General features: G+C 71.1%; 12 protein-coding genes. 2 read left to right on the top strand and 10 right to left on the bottom strand.

Annotated features, from left to right (window positions below):
• Positions 1 to 46: 46 nt before the first annotated feature.
• The 9 genes from AC068D_RS02155 to AC068D_RS02115 all read right to left on the bottom strand — a co-directional run bounded on the left by AC068D_RS02155 (position 47) and on the right by AC068D_RS02115 (position 12,279).
• Positions 47 to 1,051, bottom strand: a complete 1,005-nt coding sequence (locus tag AC068D_RS02155) for a sugar phosphate isomerase/epimerase family protein (protein ID WP_478820989.1) — start codon at positions 1,049 to 1,051, stop codon at positions 47 to 49.
• 13 nt (positions 1,052 to 1,064) lie between these two features.
• On the bottom strand, positions 1,065 to 2,213 hold the full coding sequence (locus tag AC068D_RS02150) for a Gfo/Idh/MocA family protein (protein WP_478821387.1): 1,149 nt from the start codon (positions 2,211 to 2,213) through the stop codon (positions 1,065 to 1,067).
• Positions 2,214 to 2,416: 203 nt separating this feature from the next.
• The gene (locus AC068D_RS02145) at positions 2,417 to 3,463 is read right to left on the bottom strand and encodes a substrate-binding domain-containing protein (protein ID WP_478820988.1); all 1,047 of its coding nucleotides are present in this window, start codon (positions 3,461 to 3,463) and stop codon (positions 2,417 to 2,419) included.
• A 96-nt stretch (positions 3,464 to 3,559) separates the two neighbouring features.
• Positions 3,560 to 4,630 (bottom strand): ABC transporter permease, encoded by a 1,071-nt coding sequence (locus tag AC068D_RS02140; RefSeq protein WP_478820987.1) that lies wholly within the window; start codon positions 4,628 to 4,630, stop codon positions 3,560 to 3,562.
• On the bottom strand, positions 4,627 to 6,165 hold the full coding sequence (locus AC068D_RS02135; RefSeq protein WP_478820986.1) for a sugar ABC transporter ATP-binding protein: 1,539 nt from the start codon (positions 6,163 to 6,165) through the stop codon (positions 4,627 to 4,629). Before AC068D_RS02135 ends, AC068D_RS02140 begins: the two co-directional genes overlap by 4 nt.
• Positions 6,166 to 6,460: 295 nt before the next feature.
• Positions 6,461 to 7,642, bottom strand: a complete 1,182-nt coding sequence (locus AC068D_RS02130) for an ROK family transcriptional regulator (protein WP_478820985.1) — start codon at positions 7,640 to 7,642, stop codon at positions 6,461 to 6,463.
• A gap of 282 nt (positions 7,643 to 7,924) precedes the next feature.
• Entirely contained in the window at positions 7,925 to 10,624 is a 2,700-nt protein-coding gene (locus tag AC068D_RS02125; RefSeq protein WP_478820984.1) for a SpoIIE family protein phosphatase, read from the bottom strand.
• Positions 10,625 to 10,826: 202 nt separating this feature from the next.
• Positions 10,827 to 11,774: a beta-ketoacyl-ACP synthase III gene (locus AC068D_RS02120; protein ID WP_478820983.1), complete on the bottom strand. Its 948-nt coding sequence runs from the start codon at positions 11,772 to 11,774 to the stop codon at positions 10,827 to 10,829.
• A gap of 121 nt (positions 11,775 to 11,895) precedes the next feature.
• Entirely contained in the window at positions 11,896 to 12,279 is a 384-nt protein-coding gene (locus AC068D_RS02115; RefSeq protein ID WP_478820982.1) for a VOC family protein, read from the bottom strand.
• Between the two features lie 207 nt (positions 12,280 to 12,486).
• Between AC068D_RS02115 and fdhD the strand changes: the two genes are divergently transcribed.
• Positions 12,487 to 13,326: a formate dehydrogenase accessory sulfurtransferase FdhD gene (gene fdhD / locus AC068D_RS02110; RefSeq protein WP_478820981.1), complete on the top strand. Its 840-nt coding sequence runs from the start codon at positions 12,487 to 12,489 to the stop codon at positions 13,324 to 13,326.
• A 452-nt stretch (positions 13,327 to 13,778) separates the two neighbouring features.
• Here fdhD and AC068D_RS02105 read toward each other — a convergent pair whose 3' ends face one another.
• Entirely contained in the window at positions 13,779 to 14,819 is a 1,041-nt protein-coding gene (locus tag AC068D_RS02105) for a bile acid:sodium symporter family protein (RefSeq protein WP_478820980.1), read from the bottom strand.
• A 127-nt stretch (positions 14,820 to 14,946) separates the two neighbouring features.
• Here AC068D_RS02105 and AC068D_RS02100 point away from each other — a divergent pair, with 127 nt between their 5' ends.
• Positions 14,947 to 15,831: a LysR substrate-binding domain-containing protein gene (locus AC068D_RS02100; protein ID WP_478820979.1), complete on the top strand. Its 885-nt coding sequence runs from the start codon at positions 14,947 to 14,949 to the stop codon at positions 15,829 to 15,831.
• The last annotated feature ends 50 nt before the right edge of the window (positions 15,832 to 15,881 follow it).

Here is a 15,881-nt window from a genome sequence, read left to right as displayed (position 1 = left end):
GGCCCGGCAGCGTTTCGTACCACCGGGCCTGGCCAGCATCGATGCTCTAGTCGTTACCCCCGAACGCCGCGTCGAACGATGCCGTCGGGGGATCGAAGTCGTAGCGCTTCAGGGTGGAAAGCGCTTCCGGAGCACCCATCAGACGGTCCATTCCGGCGTCCTCCCACTCGACCGAGACAGGGCCGTCGTAGCCGATGGAGCGCAGCATCCGGAACACGTCCTCCCACGGCACGTCCCCGTGCCCGGCCGAGACGAAGTCCCAGCCGCGCCGCGGGTCGCCCCACGGAAGATGCGAGCCGAGCCGCCCGTTGCGGCCGTCGAGCCGGCGCCGCGCCTCCTTGCAGTCGACGTGGTAGATCCGGTCACGGAAGTCGTAGAGAAAGCCGACCGGATCGAGGTCCTGCCACACGAAATGGCTCGGGTCGAAGTTCAGCCCGAACGCCGGTCGACGGCCGAGGGCCTCCAGCGCACGATGCGTGGTCCAGTAGTCGTAGGCGATCTCGCTCGGATGGACCTCGTGGGCGAAGCGCACTCCCTCCGCGTCGAACACGTCGAGGACCGGCTCCCACCGCTCGGCGAAGTCCTCGTAGCCCCGATCGATCATCCGCTCCGGCACCGGGGGGAACATGGCGACGAGGTGCCATATGGACGAGCCGGTGAAACCGATGACGGTACGAACCCCGAAGGCCGCCGCGGCACGCGCGGTGTCGGCCATTTCGCGTGCCGCCCGCCGGCGTACGCCTTCCGGCTCGCCGTCACCCCAGATCCGCGCGGGGACGATCGCCTGGTGCCGCTCGTCGATCGGGTGGTCGCAGACGGCCTGCCCGACGAGGTGATTGGAGATCGCCCAGCACTTCAGCCCGTACTTGTCGAGCAGTGCCCTGCGCCCGTCCAGGTACGACGGGTCGGCCAGGGCCTTGTCGACCTCGAAGTGGTCCCCCCAGCAGGCGAGTTCAAGGCCGTCGTAGCCGAAGTCGCGGGCGAGCCGGCAGACCTCCTCCAGCGGAAGGTCGGCCCATTGGCCGGTGAAGAGGGTGAAGGGGCGTGGCACGGCGAGGACCTCCTCAGACGGGGACGGTTGTGTAGACAGCGTTCTTCTCCGCGCTCTCCTCCACCGCCGCGAGCACCCGCTGCACCTGCAGCCCGTCGGCGAACGTCGGGGCCGGTTCGGTGCCCTCGGCGATGGCGTGCACCAGGTCGCGTGCCTGGTGGGTGAAGGTGTGCTCGTAGCCGAGCGCGTGGCCGGGCGGCCACCAGGCCCCCAGATAGGGATGGTCGGGTTCGGTGACCAGGATCCGCCGGAAGCCGGAGGCCGCTGCGGGTTCGGTGTTGTCGTGGAAGGACAGTTCGTTGAGCCGCTCCAGGTCGAAGGCGAGCGACCCCCGTTCGCCGTTGATCTCGAACCGCAGCGCGTTCTTGCGCCCGGACGCCATCCGGGTGGCCTCGAAGGATGCGAGCGCCCCCGAGGCCAGCCGGCCGGTGAACAGGGTCGCGTCGTCGACCGTGACCGCTCCCCGGCCGGAGCCGCCCGGTGACGACAGCCCGGCCGACGCACGAGCCGGCAGCGGCCGTTCCCGTACGAATGTCTCGGCCAGCGCCGACACACCGACCAGCGGCTCCCCCGCCAGATACTGGGCAAGGTCCACGATGTGGGCACCCAGATCGCCGAGCGCCCCTGATCCGGCGTGCTCGCGCCGGAGACGCCAGGTGAGCGGGAAGTCCGGGTCGACCAGCCAGTCCTGGAGATAGGTGAACCTGAGATGGCGCAGGGATCCGAGCCGTCCGTCGCCGATAAGTCGACGTGCGTAGGAAATCGCCGGTACGCGCCGGTAGTTGAAGCCGGCCATCGCCACTTGGCCGTGCGCCCTGGCGCTTTCGGCCGCCGCGGCCATGGCCTCGGCCTCGGCCACCGAGTTGGCCAGGGGCTTCTCGCACAGGACGTGCTTGCCCGCCTCCAGCGCGGCGATCGCGATCTGCGCATGGCTGTCGCCCGGTGTGCAGATGTCCACGATCTGTACGTCGTCCCGGGTGACGAGGGCACGCCAGTCGGTCTCCACGGCTGCCCAGCCGTGCTTGTCCGCCGCGGCCCGGACAGCTGCGGCGTCACGGCCGCAGACCGCGGCGAGGGCCGGTTGCACCGGCAGGTCGAAGACTCGGCCCACGGTCCGCCAGCCCTGGGAGTGCGCGGCTCCCATGAACGCGTACCCGACCATGCCGACGCCGAGCGCAGTCGGGGCCGCGCGGCCGGAGCCGACGGCACCACCTGCCCCTGGGGAGCTGCCGGTTCCGCCGACACCACTGGCAGCACCGCCCGCGCCGGATCCGGCGGTGCCACCGGCCTCTCCGGCATCGCTGTCCCTCTGCTCCATGCGGGTTCCTCCTCGTCGATTGCTCGGTGGGGGCGGGCCGGCGCGGCTCAGCTGAAGCCCGTGGGCAGGTAGTCGTCGACGTTCTCCTTGGTGACGACGCCCGAGTAGAGGGTGATGGAGGCCGGGATCTCCAGCTCCGCCAGCCCGCCGACGCCCTTGCCCTGGGCCAGCGCCCGCGCCAGGTCGACGGCCGATGCGGACATCGTGGGCGGATAGAGGACGGTCGCCTTCAGTACGCCCTTGTCGGCTTTGATGGCGTCCATCGCGGATCTGGCACCCGCACCGCCGACCATCAGGAAATCGCTGCGGCCGGCCTGCTGGATCGCGCGCAGGGCGCCCACTCCCTGGTCGTCGTCGTGGTTCCACAGGGCGTCGAACCTCTTCTGTGCCTGCAGCAGTTGGGCCATCCTGGCCTGGCCGGACTCCACGGTGAACTCGGCCGCCTGGCGGGCGACCTTCGTGATGTTGGGGTAGTTCTTGAGGGCGTCGTCGAAGCCCTGCGTGCGCTGCTGGGTGAGCTCCAGGTTGTCCATCCCGGCGAGCTCGACGACCCTGGCGTCCCGCTTGTCCCTCAGCCGTTCACCGATGTAGCGGCCTGCGTTGAGGCCCATCCCGTAGTTGTCGCCCCCGATCCAGCAGCGGTAGGCCTGCGGGGACGCGAAGATCCGGTCCAGGTTGACCACGGGGATCCCGGCCTTCATCGCCTGAAGTCCGATCTGGGTGAGGGCCTTGCCGTCGGCCGGAAGGATCACCAGCACATCGACCTTCTTGTTGATGAGCGTCTGGATCTGGCCGATCTGGGTGGCGGTGTCGTTCGAGCCCTCAGTGATCTCCAGGGTCACATCGGAGTACTTCTTCGCACGCTCCTTGGCGTTCTCGTTGATGGCGTTCAGCCAGCCGTGGTCTGCCTGGGGTCCGGCGAAGCCGATGGTGACCGGCCTGCCCGGCTTGTCGTCGACGGCCGCCGCGTCGTCGGCGGCCGCTTCCTTCCTCGAAGGCTCGTTGCTGGTGCACGCGGTGAGCAGGGCGCCGGCGGAGACGGCTGCGGTGCCGAAGAGCAGTCCTCTGCGGCTGGTGGAGGGGATTTCCGGCATGGCGATGAAACCCTTCGGGATCGGGCGTGCGGGCGGGGGACCCGGCCGGGCGGTGGTGCGCGTGGTGCGGGGGGTGCGTGTGGTGTGTGTGGTGCGTCAGGTCTCGTCGCCGCGCAAGGTCCGGCGCTGGACCAGCACGGCGGCGACGATGATCGCGCCCTTGGCTATCTGCTGAACGTCGCTCTGCAGATTGCTGAGGGCGAAGATGTTGGTGATCGTGGTGAAGACGAGGACACCGAGGACGGAGCCGACGATGGTGCCGCGGCCGCCGCTCAGCAGGGTGCCGCCGATGATCGCGGCGGCAATGGCGTCGAGTTCGTACAGGTTGCCGTTGGTGTTCTGGCCTGATCCGGACAGGATGATCAGCAGGAAGGCCGCGATTCCGCAGCACAGCCCGGACAGCAGATAGAGATGGAGCCGCTGGCGGCGGACATCGATACCGGCGAGGCGGGCGGCTTCAGCGTTCCCGCCGACGGCGACGGTACGGCGCCCGAACGTCGTCCGGTTCAGCAGCAGCCAGCCGATCACCGTGACCGCGGCGAAGACCAGGACCAGCGGCGGCACCCCGAGCAGGTACGCGTCGGGGACACCGAGGTCGAGTACCGGCTGCACGGTCACGATCTGTGTTCTGCCCTCGGTGATCTGGAGCGCGAGGCCGCGCGCCGAGGCAAGCATGGCCAGGGTCGCGATGAACGGCACCATCCCCCCGTACGCGATGAGCAGCCCGTTCACCAGTCCGCAGCCGAGGCCGACGACGACCGACGTGAAGAGGATGCCGGCGAAACCGTATTCCTGGGTGGCGACCGTCGTCGCCCACACCGACGCGAGGGCGACGATCGCACCGACGGACAGATCGATGCCGCCGCTGGTGATGACGAACGTCATGCCGACCGTGACGACACCGATGACGGACGCCTGGGTGAGCACCAGTTGGAGATTGACGGTGTCCAGGAAGGTGTCCGGACTGGTGAGGCCTCCGACGGCGATCAGCGCGGCGAGGACGCCCAGGAGGGAGAGGTTGCGGACGTCGGCACGCAGTCCGAGTGCCCGGCCGCCGCCGGCCCGGGCGAAGGTCCTGGCGGCTGCGGGACCGGCCGGCCCTCCTCCCCCGCCATGTGCGGGGCCTGTGCCGTCCTGCGGCGCGGACGGCACCTGCTGCTGTGTCACTGGGACTCCCTTCGCGGACGTGCGCCGGCGTTCGGCCCGGCGGACCGACCGGAGGAGCTGCCTTCCATGACCAGGTCCAGTACACGGTGCTCGTCGAGATCCCGGGCCGGGGCCGTGTGCACGACCCGGCCCTCGCGCAGGACGACGACCCGGTCGGCGAGCCCGAGGACCTCGGGCACCTCGCTGGAGACCAGGAGGACGGCCAGGCCTTCCCCGGCGAGACGCCGGATCACCGCGTAGAGCTCGGCGCGTGCACCGACGTCGACACCACGGGTCGGCTCGTCGAGCAGCAGGACACGGCAACCCTTGAGCAGCCAGCGGGCGAGAACGGCCTTCTGCTGGTTGCCGCCGGAGAGGGTACGAATACGGGCGTCGGGGTCGTCCGGGCGCAGCGACAGCTCCCGCGTCGCCTCCCGGGCGGCCCGTCGCTCCTCGTTCCGCTTGATCCACCCGCCGCGCGAGAAGCGGGAGAGGGAGGACACCGACACATTGCGGGTGACGGACTCGAGCATCAGCAGACCCTGGGCCTTGCGTTCCTCGGGGGCGAGTCCGAGACCCGCCCGGACCGCGGAGCGTACGCTGCCGGGCCTGAGCGAACGGCCGTCGACGGTGATGCGGCCCGCGTCGGCCCGCCTCGCGCCGTAGACGGTCTCCAGGATCTCCGAGCGCCCGGAGCCCACGAGCCCTGCCAGACCGACGATCTCGCCAGGGCGCACCTCGAGGTCGACGAGGGCGAACTCTCCTTTCCTGGTGAGCCCTTCGACCCGGAGGACGGGTGCGCCGGCGGGAGGTTCACGGGGCCGGTCGGGGAAGACGTACTCGACACTGCGACCGGTCATCATGGCAACGATGTCACGGGTGGGGGTGCCCTCGGCCGGCAGTCCGCAGGCCACCGCCCGGCCGTCCTTGAGAACGGTCACGCGGTCGCCGATACGCCGGATCTCCTCCAGGCGGTGGGAGATGTACACGACGGCGACGCCGTCGGAGGTGAGGTCGGAGACGATCCGGAAGAGATTGGCAGTCTCATCGGGGTCCAGGGCCGCCGAAGGCTCGTCCATGACGATGAGGCGTACGTCGTGGGAGAGCGCGCGGGCCATCGAGACGATCTGCTGCTGGGCGGCGGAGAGTTCACCCACGGCCCGGACGGGGTCGATCTCGGGGTGGCCCAGGCGGCGCAGGAGTGCGGCGGTGGACCGTCTGGCCTCCCGGCCACGGACGACGAACCCGGCCGAAGTCGGTTCATGGCCGAGGAAGACGTTCTCGGCCACGGACAGGCCCTCGACCAGGTCGAGTTCCTGGTAGATGGTGGCGATGCCGAGGCGCATCGCGGCGATGGGCGACCTGAGCGAAACCGGGTCACCGCGCCAGGTGATCCGTCCGTCGTCGGGCTGGTGCGCTCCGGCGAGCACCTTGATCAGGGTGGACTTGCCGGCGCCGTTCTGGCCGAGGAGGCAGTGGACCTCGCCCGCCTGGACATCGAGGTCGACCCCGTCGAGGGCGCGGACACCGGGGAACGACTTGGTGATCCCGGACATGGTGAGGAGCGGCGGTGCGGATGGCGTCGGCGATGGCGGTGGTGGTTCTGGTGCCATGACGAATCCCCTCGGCGAGTCTGCGGCCGGTGAGCGGGCGGGGTGGTACCGGTGCGCTGTGCCGTTGCGGTGCACCGCGGTGTGCCGGTCGCGGTGCACGGTGCCGTTGTGGTGCGCCGTTGTGGTGCGCCGTTGTGGTGCGCCGTTGTGGTGCGCCGTTGTGGTGCGCCGTTGCGATGATCCGCGATGGCTGCGGCGCTCCGGGGTCTGCTGGGGTGCGGGCCGCCGGTCCGAGAGGTCAGGCCGGGGAGAACAGATGGTCGCTGATGAGCCGGGCTGCGCCGATCACTCCGGCAGCGGGGCCCAGTTCGCCCAGCACGATCGGAAGATTGCCGGTGGCCAGTGGCAGCGACTTCCGGTAGACCTGGGTGCGCACACTGGCGAGCAGGGTGTGTCCGAGGCCCGTGACACCGCCGCCGATCACGACCAGGCCGGGGTTGAAGAAGCTGACGAGCCCGGCGATGACCTGGCCGACGCGGTTGCCGCCCTCGCGGACAAGGTCGAGTGCCGTGGCGTCACCGGCGGCTGCCGCCGCGGCAACGTCGACGGCGGTGAGCTTCCCTGCCGCCTCCAGCCGCGCGGCGAGTTCCGGAGACTGTCCCGTACGGGCGCTCTCCTCCGCGTCACGGGCCAGCGCGGCGCCGCTGAAGTGCGCTTCCAGGCAGCCCTTGTTGCCACAGGCACAGGCGCGCCCGTAGGGCTCGACCTGGATATGGCCGATGTCGCCCGCGCTCCCGGTCGTGCCCCGGTGGACCTCGCCACCGACGACGATGCCGCAGCCGATCCCCGTGCCGATCTTGACGCAGAGGAAGTCACCGACGGACCGTGCCACTCCCGCGTGTTGTTCCCCCATGGCCATGAGGTTCACATCGTTGTCGACCATGACCGGACAGCCGAGTTCCTGGCTGAGAGCCTCACGGACCGGGAATCCGTCCCAGCCGGGCATGATCGGGGGCGCCACGGGAACGCCCTCGGGGAAGCGGACGGGGCCCGGAACGCCGACCCCGGCCCCGTCGAAGCCCTCTGCGAGCCCCGACACCTTGAGTTTGGCGGCCATCGCGAGGACCTGCTCGAAGACGGCGACCGGACCCTCGCGGACGTCCATCGGGTGGTTGAGATGCCCGAGGACCTCCAACTCGGCGTTGGTGACCGCGACATCGATCGAGGTGGCCCCGATGTCGACGCCGAGGAAACGCAGGCCGGGCGCGAGCCGGATGTTGTGCGATCGCCGCCCGCCGCGTGAGGCGGCGAGGCCGTCCGCGACGACAAGGCCGGTCTCCAGCAGCCGGTCGACCTCGACGGCGAGCTTGGAGCGCGAGAGTTCGACCTGGTCCCCCAGCTGTGCACGGGAGTTGGGGCCACCATCACGCAACAGTTTCAGCAGTCGCGCCTGATGCGCATTGGCGGGTCGAGCCGTCATTCGTCTCACGTTCCCTCCCCTCCTCCGGCTTGCGGCATGGGGAACCCCGGTCGGCTCCGGGGCCGGCCTGTTCCGTCGGGCTTTCGAGGGGAACGTAGCAGCGCCGTCCCCGGCGGGGAAGAAGTCGAGCAGCAATGCATCACAACTTTCTCCACACCCAGGACAAAGCCTTCGGAGCGCCCTCGCGCCGCCCGGCGTTGTGGTGTCGGTGCGCGTGCGGGGAGTGCCGTGCAGGGCGTCGCGAGCCGGTGAACCCATCCGGTCACAGCACCAGCAGCCGGGTCAGGTACCGGCCGGGCCGCCCAGGGTCCGGTCGGAATCGAGCGCGGACCAGCGCGCGGTGAGCAGCAGCGCGATGTCGTCGGGCCGGTCCGTGGCCTGGCGTGCCTCGCGGATCAGGCGGTCGGCGGCATCGGCGATGGTCGTCCCTCCGGCCCGGGCGAGGGTGCTGCGCAGCCGCTCGATGCCATGGTCGATGTCCTTGCCGGGACGCTCGATCAGCCCGTCGGTGAACAGGGCCAGCACCGCCCCGGGATCGATGGTGAGCTCGCTGACGGGATACGTCTCGTCCGTGTCCACACCCAGAACGACTCCGCCGGGGAGCTCCAGCACCTCGGTCCGTCCGTCGGGCATCCGCAGCAGGGGCTGCGGATGCCCGGCGCGTACGGCCTGGGCGACCCCGGAGTCCAGATCGAGACAGATGTAGCAGCAGGTGGCGAACTGGCCGGGATCGAGATCGATGAGGAGTCGGTTGGTGCCCCTCATCACCTCCTGCGGTTCCCGGCCGGCGAGCGCGAACGCTCGTACCGCGCTGCGCAGTTGGCCCATGGTCGCGGCAGCCGAAACGCCGTGGCCCTGCACGTCCCCGATGACGAGCGCGATGCCCTGGCCCGTCTCGATGACGTCGTACCAGTCGCCGCCGACCTCCATTCCCTGCGTGCCGGGGAGATAGCGCGCGACGGTTTCCACGTTCTCGAGCACGGGAAGCCTGCGCGGCAGCAGTGCGTCCTGGAGGCCCCGGGCGAGTGCCGCCTCCGTGTCGTACCGCTGCGCGCGGGCGAGTGCCTGTGCGATCAGTCCGGCGAGCGCGGTGAGGACCGTGCGCTCCTCGGGGGCGAAGCCCCGCGGCTGGTCGAAACCGAGGATGCAGGTGCCCACCGGGCGGCCCGAGGCGATGAGCGGCAGGAAGGCGCGGGCGCCGACGGAGGCGTCCATCGGGATACCGGGGTACGCGGCGCCCAGCTGCTGCATGGACTCGTAGAAGAGCGGACGCCCGGTGGTGAGCGTTTCCACTCCCGGCAGCCGGGCGTCGAGCCCCACCCCGTCGAAGGGTTCGAGGAAGCCGGGCGGGAAGCCGGTCTCCCAGGCCAGATACAGATGCCGCTCGTGCAGGACGTAGATGGCCAGCTGACGGCCGCCGAACGCGGGCAGCAGTTCCTCGGTGACGACGGCGGACACCTGACGGGCAGTGATGGCCTCGGTCAGCGCGATGGCCAGGGCGACCGGCCGGTACAGCGCGCTCGCCCGGTCGGCCGGGGAGGCGAACTGCCGGTTCCCGGTGCCCGGCCGAGCGACGGAACCGGGCTCGTGGCCAGGATGGTCCAGAGCCGATATCTGGCCCGTCACGCCGTGGTGTCCGGGGTGGAGGACGAGGGAGACCCAGTCCCCCTGAGGCCGCCGGACCTGGAAGTCGACGGTTTCGTCCGAGAGCAGCGATGCACGGTAGTAGTCCTCGTACGCCGGCCGGTCCAGCCAGGGCACGGCCTCCCACAGCACCCGCCCGGTCAGCTCCTGGCGCGTGCCGCCGAGCAGTGCCAGTGCGCTGCGGTTGGCATAGGTGATCCGTCCGGATCTGTCGAGGGAGAACAGGCCTTCGGGCAGGCGGTCGCCCGCCTCGCCCGCGGTCGCCCCCGAGCCCAGGTCGACGACGAACCCGGTCAGCCGCCGTCCTCCGCCGGTGCCGGGCGGTGTTGTCCGGGCCGTCTCCTGGTGGCCCTCCCCGGGTACGTCCCGGTCCGCTCCCGAGCCCGCACCGGAATCCGCCCCTGTGACTGCTCCCCCTCCGGCGTCGCTGTCCGTGCCGTTGCCGGTGGCGCCCTTTGCATCCCCGGACCGGCGGTCGAACCGTCCCATGAACTCCACGAGCGACGCGGAGCCGTCGGCACGCCGCAACCGCAGCCTGCGGCTCACGGATCCGTCGTCCTGGTCCGGCTGCTGAGCGACCGCCCACAACTGGTGCACGTCCTCGGGGTCCACGGCCGCCGCCAGAGCATCGATCGTGCCGCCGAAGCGCGACGGTTCGATGCCGAGGATGTCGCACAGTTCGGCGTCCGCGGTCAGCCGGCCGCTCCCGAGGTCCCACTCGAAGCGGCCGATGCGCAACGGGGGCCCCGCACCCTCGGTGGCCTGGGCGACGACGGGTTCGCCGGCCCAGCGGACATGGGTCCCCCGTGACTCGAGCCGGGCGAGGGCGGTACCCAGTCGCTCGGCCGCATCGTCGAAACGGCGGCGGTCGGCCTCTCCGACCGGCTCGCCGCTTGTGGCGGGTCGCAGCGCCACAAGGACTCCGAACCGGTCACTGCCACTGTGGACGGGGGCGTACAGCGAGCCGAACGGAAAGGGCAGTCCGGCCATGAGCTGCGGGAACAGGCGCATCGCATCCTCGGCATCGGCGAGATGGATGGCCTTTCCCGAGCGGAACGCCTCGGCGACGGGGAACGGGCGGTTCACATGCATCCGCCACCAGGGCCTGAACAGCTCACCGGGCAGTCCCACCAACACGGCCAGGCGTAGCAGCCCCGGCGTCTCCGAGCGCAGGTACACCCCGCCGGCGTAGCCACCGACCGCACCGATCGCATTGACCGCGGCCTCGGCGAGCACCAGGTCCAGCTCGTCCGGGCGGTGGACACCGCTCTTGCCCGGCCCGCGCTTCGGCCTGTCCTCCCGGGCCTGGCCGCGCCTGGCCGCGCCGTACCAGGTCACACAGCAAGGATGCGTCAGGGGTGGGCCGCCGCGCACCTCCAGGGCGCCTTCCGCCCCGAGGAGTGCCAGTGCTCGCCCAGGGCCGCTCCCACCCCCGTCCCGCACACCCATTCGACAGGTGCCGTCGTGCAAGGGGGTCATGGCCATGCCCATTCGGGCGGCGGACGCCCTGCGGTTCACGGGCGGCGGACCGCCCTGCCGTTCACGGGCAGCGGACGACCTGACCCGCGTAGGACAGATTGCCGCCGAAGCCGAAGAGCAGCGCAGGTGCGCCCGGGGCGACCTCGCCGCGTTCCACCAGCTTGGCGAGGGCCATCGGGATGGAGGCAGCCGAGGTGTTGCCGGATTCGACGACGTCACGGGCGACGACGGCGTTCACCGCGCCGATGCGCCGGGCCAGGGGCTCGATGATGCGCAGATTGGCCTGGTGCAGGACGACGGCCGCGAGGTCCTCGGGGGCGACCCCGGCCCGCTCGCACACCTCGCGGGCGATCGGGGGCAGCTGGGTCGTGGCCCAGCGGTAGACGGTCTGGCCCTCCTGGGCGAAGCGGGGCGGCATGCCCTCGATCCGTACGGCGTGACCCATCCCCGGGACCGAACCCCACAGCACCGGTCCGATGCCCGCCCCGGCCGCATCGGGGCACGCTTCCACCACGGCGGCCCCCGCGCCGTCGCCGACGAGTACGCAGGTGCTGCGGTCGGTCCAGTCCGTGACGTCGGACATCTTGTCGGCGCCGATCACCAGCGCACGGGCCGCGGAACCGGCCCGCACGGCGTGGTCGGCGGTGGCAAGGGCGTGGGTGAAACCCGCGCACACGACGTTGAGGTCCATCGTCGCGGGCGCGGCCATCCCGAGGCGGGCGGCGACACGGGCAGCGGTGTTGGGAGAGCGGTCGGTCGCCGTGGAGGTGGCGACCAGGACCAGGTCGATGTCGGCGGGCGCCAGCCCGGCGGATGCGAGCGCCTTCGCCGCGGCATGGGCAGCAAGTTCGTCCACGGGCTCGTCGGGTCCGGCCACATGGCGGGTCCTGATCCCGACCCGGCTGGTGATCCACTCGTCATTGGTGTCGACCATGGCCGCCAGGTCGGCGTTGGTGAGTACCTGGGCGGGCTGGTAGTGCCCGAGCGCGGCGATTCGCGTGCCGGTCATGCCCGGGGTCCCCCTTTTGTCGTCGGTGTCGGAGCGTTCCAGTCTCGTCAGCGACTCACGGGTAGGGGGGCGGGTGATCCCACAGGAAACCGACCGGCCTGTTGGAGACTCCCGCAGCGGTTCAGGCGGCGCCGGTCGCGCCGGCGGGAGGCTCGTGAAGGCCGAACGGCGAGCCCTGGTCGTCGTGGCAGAAGCGGAAGCGTCCGAAGCGCGCCACGGTGGCGGGGTCCTCGTCGTCCGTGCCGCCGGGGCCGGGCTCGACCGTACCGCCCAACTCGACGACCCTGGCGAGCGCGAGGTCGAGGTCGTCGACCCTGAAGAACAGATAGGGGCTCGCCTCGGCGTCGGCCCCGTGGACGCCCCCGGGGACGTTGGGTGTGCCGATCGAGAAGCCGGTCCCCGAGGGGACCGCCTCGAAGGTCCAGCCGAAGAGGCCTCCGTAGAAGGTGCGGGCCTGCTGCGCGTCGTCCACGCCGAGTTCGAAGAAGGAGATCTCGCCGGCCATCGCTCACTCCTGTCCGTTCTGCGGGGCTGTCTTTCCTCCACGCTCCCACATGCCCTGCCGGCCGCACCCCGTCGGCGGCGGGGTGCCGGACGCCCCGCCCGTCCAGGACAATGAGAACGACAAGGTCATCTCGCCGTGCGACGCTCAAGGTCATCCCGCCGTACGACGCTTCGGCTCCCACGCACACAGAATCGGGTCTGATCAATCATGGGACGGGTCACCGAGCACCGCCGCACCATCAGGGTCAGGAACGGGGCCGTAACCGCCCGCCCTGACACGCTGGTCGCCGAGGAGCCGCTGGAGATCCGGCTGAACGGCCGCCCGCTCGCGATCACCATGCGCACACCGGGCGACGACTTCGCGCTCGCGGCCGGCTTCCTGGTGAGTGAGGGCGTGATCGGCTCGGCCGCGGACGTACGGTCCATCGTCTACTGCGCGGGTGCGCAGGAAGACGGCTCGAACACCTACAACGTCGTCGATGTGCAGCTCGCTCCCGGCGTGCCGGTCCCGGAGATCACCCTGGAACGCAATGTGTACACGACGTCGTCGTGCGGTCTGTGCGGTAAGGCGAGCCTCGACGCCGTGCGCACCACCACCCGCTTCCCGATCGCCGACAGCCCCCGTCTGCGGGTCGAGCCCGCGCTGCTGTCCCTGCTCCCGGACCGTCTGAGGGCCGCGCAACGGGTGTTCGACCGAACCGGCGGGCTGCACGCCGCCGCGCTGTTCTCGGAAGACGGCGAGCTGCTCGACATCCGCGAGGACGTGGGACGGCACAATGCCGTCGACAAGCTGATCGGCCGGGCGCTGCGCGAGGATCGGCTGCCGCTGTCGCGGGCGATCCTGCTGGTGTCGGGCCGGGCGTCGTTCGAGCTGGCGCAGAAGGCGGTGATGGCCGGCATCCCGGTGCTCGCGGCGGTCTCGGCGCCTTCGTCGCTGGCCGTGGATCTGGCCGCCGGGACGGGGCTGACGCTGGTCGGCTTTCTCCGCGGGCCCGACATGAACGTGTACGCGGGCGAGGAGCGCATCGCCCTGCGTTCGGAGGTGTGAGGGGCTCGGCGCCGTCCGGGTCTCCCGTCGTGCGGGCCCGGTCAGCGCGTTGCGCGGGGGCGTGCCGGGGGCGGCACGATCAGCCGGAGCGGACAGGGTGGCGGAGGCTCGGCGAGCCCCGGTCCTCCGGCCTCCGGCAGGCGAGGATGTCGTCCAAATGGCCTCGTCGTCCCGCGCCCGCCCAGCCGATCCGAACGGCGCGCTGTTCACGGGGACGGGGGCCACCATGGTGCCCGCGGCGCCGACGAGTAGGGGCCGAGGCCGGCCGCGGGACGGGGCCCCACGCCGGGTCCGTACGGCTTCGGCGCGGCCGGCGGCGCCTGCGGCTCCGCCTCATCCGTCGGACCGACGGGAACGGGCGCGTTGCCGCGGGCATCGGTACGGACATCACGGCACGCTGTCCGGCCGGAGATCTCCGCCCTCCGGAGGGGCGGGGTTTGCCCCGGGGGCGCTCAGCCGGGCACATGGGCGGACGGCTCACGGGCCGGCGCGTGCGGAGCCGCCGGCGCCGGGAGCCGTGGATCCTTGGCGCACCGCTTCGCGATCACCGCGCAGACCAGCAGCTGCATCTGGTGGAAGAGCATCAGGGGCAGCACGGCGAGACTCGCCTGAGCGCCGAAGAGCACACTCGCCATGGGAAGCCCGGCCGCGAGGCTCTTCTTGGACCCGGCGAACTGGATCGCGATGCGGTCCGCGCGGTCGAAGCCGAGCCGCTCGGCGCCGTACCGGGTCAGAGTGAGCATCACGGCCAGGATGACCGCCTCGATCAGCAGCAGCACGCCAAGTCGTCCAGGCGTGACCTGGTGCCAGACGCCGGCGACGATGCCTTCGCTGAACGCCGTGTAGACCACGAGCAGTATCGAGCCGCGGTCCACCTGGCCGAGGAGTTTCCTGTGGCGGGCCAGGAAACCCCCGATCCATCGGCGCAGCATCTGCCCCGCCAGGAACGGCACCAGCAGCTGCAGAACGATCTTCAGCAGAGAACCGGCGGAGAAGCCGCCCGCGCCCGCCCCCAGGAGCAGCGCGGCCAGCAACGGGGTGAGAACCATTCCCGCCAGGCTGGAGAAGGACCCGGCGCACATCGCGGCGGGCACGTTGCCGCGGGCCACCGAGGTGAAGGCGATCGACGACTGGATCGTCGAAGGCACCAGGCACAGGAAGAGGAGTCCGCTGTGGAGCTGCGGTGTCAGGGCATGAGGAACCGCGGCGTTCACGGCGAGCCCGAGAAGCGGGAAGACCACGAACGTGCAGGTCAGTATGGTCAGATGCAGGCGCCAGTGGCGTAGCCCTGCCACCGTCTCCCGGGTCGACAGCCGCGCACCGTAGAGGAAGAAGAGCAGTCCGACAGCCGCGGTGGCGGCCCCGTCGGTGACCGTGGCCGCCGTACCCGAAGCAGGCAGCAGTGCCGCGAGGAGCACCGTGGCGAGCAGCGCCAGGACGTACGGGTCGAGCGGCAGCCAGGACGGCAGGCGCGGGGCGGTGCGGCGGCTCATATGCTCCACTTGCTCTCGGTACCAGGTCAGGCGCATTCCATCGTCCCCGTGGCCCGCTCGATCGGGAATCCCGTACACCACTCTTACTGTCATCACGTTCTCCGATGACCACGGCTAGTCTGGAGTTGTGTACGACCCCGCCCAGCTGCGTACGTTCCTCGTGGTCGCCCAGACACTGAGCTTCACCCGGGCCGCCCGGCGGCTCGGCGTGCGGCAGTCGACGGTCAGCCAGCATGTGCGGCGACTGGAGGAGGCCACGGCCCGGCGGCTCTTCACACGCGACACCCACAGCGTCGAGCTCACGGAGGACGGCGAGGCCATGCTCGGCTTCGCCCGGACCATCCTGGATGCGCACGAGCGCGCGGCCGCCTTCTTCACGGGCACGCGGCTGCGCGGGCGCCTTCGCTTCGGCGCCTCCGAGGACTTCGTCCTCACCCGGCTCCCGGAGATCCTGGAGTCGTTCCGCCGCCACCATCCCGAGGTCGACCTGGAACTGACGGTCGAGCTGTCCGGCACGCTGCACGAGCAACTGGCGGCGGGCGGCCTCGACCTCGTCCTCGCCAAACGCCCTGCCGGCGGCGGCCACGGCGAGCTGGTCTGGCAGGACTCCCTGACCTGGATCGGCGCACCCCAGCTGCGGCTGGACCCGGAGCGCCCCGTACCGCTGATCGTCTACCCGCCGCCCGGAATCACCCGTGCCCGCGCACTGGAGGTCCTGGAGGCGCACGGGCGCGCATGGCGGATCGTCTGCACGAGCACGAGCCTCAGCGGTCTGATCGCAGCGGCCCGGGCCGGCCTCGGCGTCATGGCCCACACCCGCGGGCTGATCCCACCGGGCCTCTCCCCGGTCCCGGCCCGGGCCGGCCTGCCCGAGCTCGGCGACGTGGACTTCGTCCTGCTCCACGGCCACCGGGCGGGCGTACCGCAGGGCACCCGGCAGGCCGCGGACGCGCTGGCCACCTCGATCCTCGCGGGCGGAGACCGGCTGCACCGCCCGGCCGCACCGGTGTGAAGGCCGACCTCAGGCCGGCGTAGAGCGGGCGTGTCTGCCGCGTACAGATT

The sequence above is a fragment of the Streptomyces sp. NPDC043861 genome (assembly GCF_056435905.1).
The sequence above is the reverse complement of the archived record's forward strand: the minus strand, read 5'-3'. Positions and strand labels throughout refer to the sequence as shown.

What these genes read in the sequence shown, in the direction of transcription:
- AC068D_RS02150 (WP_478821387.1), bottom strand. Translation starts at nt 2,213, where the DNA reads ATGGTCGGGTACGCGTTCATGGGAGCCGCGCACTCCCAGGGCTGGCGG.
- AC068D_RS02145 (WP_478820988.1), bottom strand. Translation starts at nt 3,463, where the DNA reads ATGCCGGAAATCCCCTCCACCAGCCGCAGAGGACTGCTCTTCGGCACC.
- AC068D_RS02135 (WP_478820986.1), bottom strand. Translation starts at nt 6,165, where the DNA reads ATGTCCGGGATCACCAAGTCGTTCCCCGGTGTCCGCGCCCTCGACGGG.
- AC068D_RS02130 (WP_478820985.1), bottom strand. Translation starts at nt 7,642, where the DNA reads ATGACGGCTCGACCCGCCAATGCGCATCAGGCGCGACTGCTGAAACTG.
- AC068D_RS02120 (WP_478820983.1), bottom strand. Translation starts at nt 11,774, where the DNA reads ATGACCGGCACGCGAATCGCCGCGCTCGGGCACTACCAGCCCGCCCAG.
- AC068D_RS02115 (WP_478820982.1), bottom strand. Translation starts at nt 12,279, where the DNA reads ATGGCCGGCGAGATCTCCTTCTTCGAACTCGGCGTGGACGACGCGCAG.
- fdhD (WP_478820981.1), top strand. Translation starts at nt 12,487, where the DNA reads ATGGGACGGGTCACCGAGCACCGCCGCACCATCAGGGTCAGGAACGGG.
- AC068D_RS02105 (WP_478820980.1), bottom strand. Translation starts at nt 14,819, where the DNA reads ATGAGCCGCCGCACCGCCCCGCGCCTGCCGTCCTGGCTGCCGCTCGAC.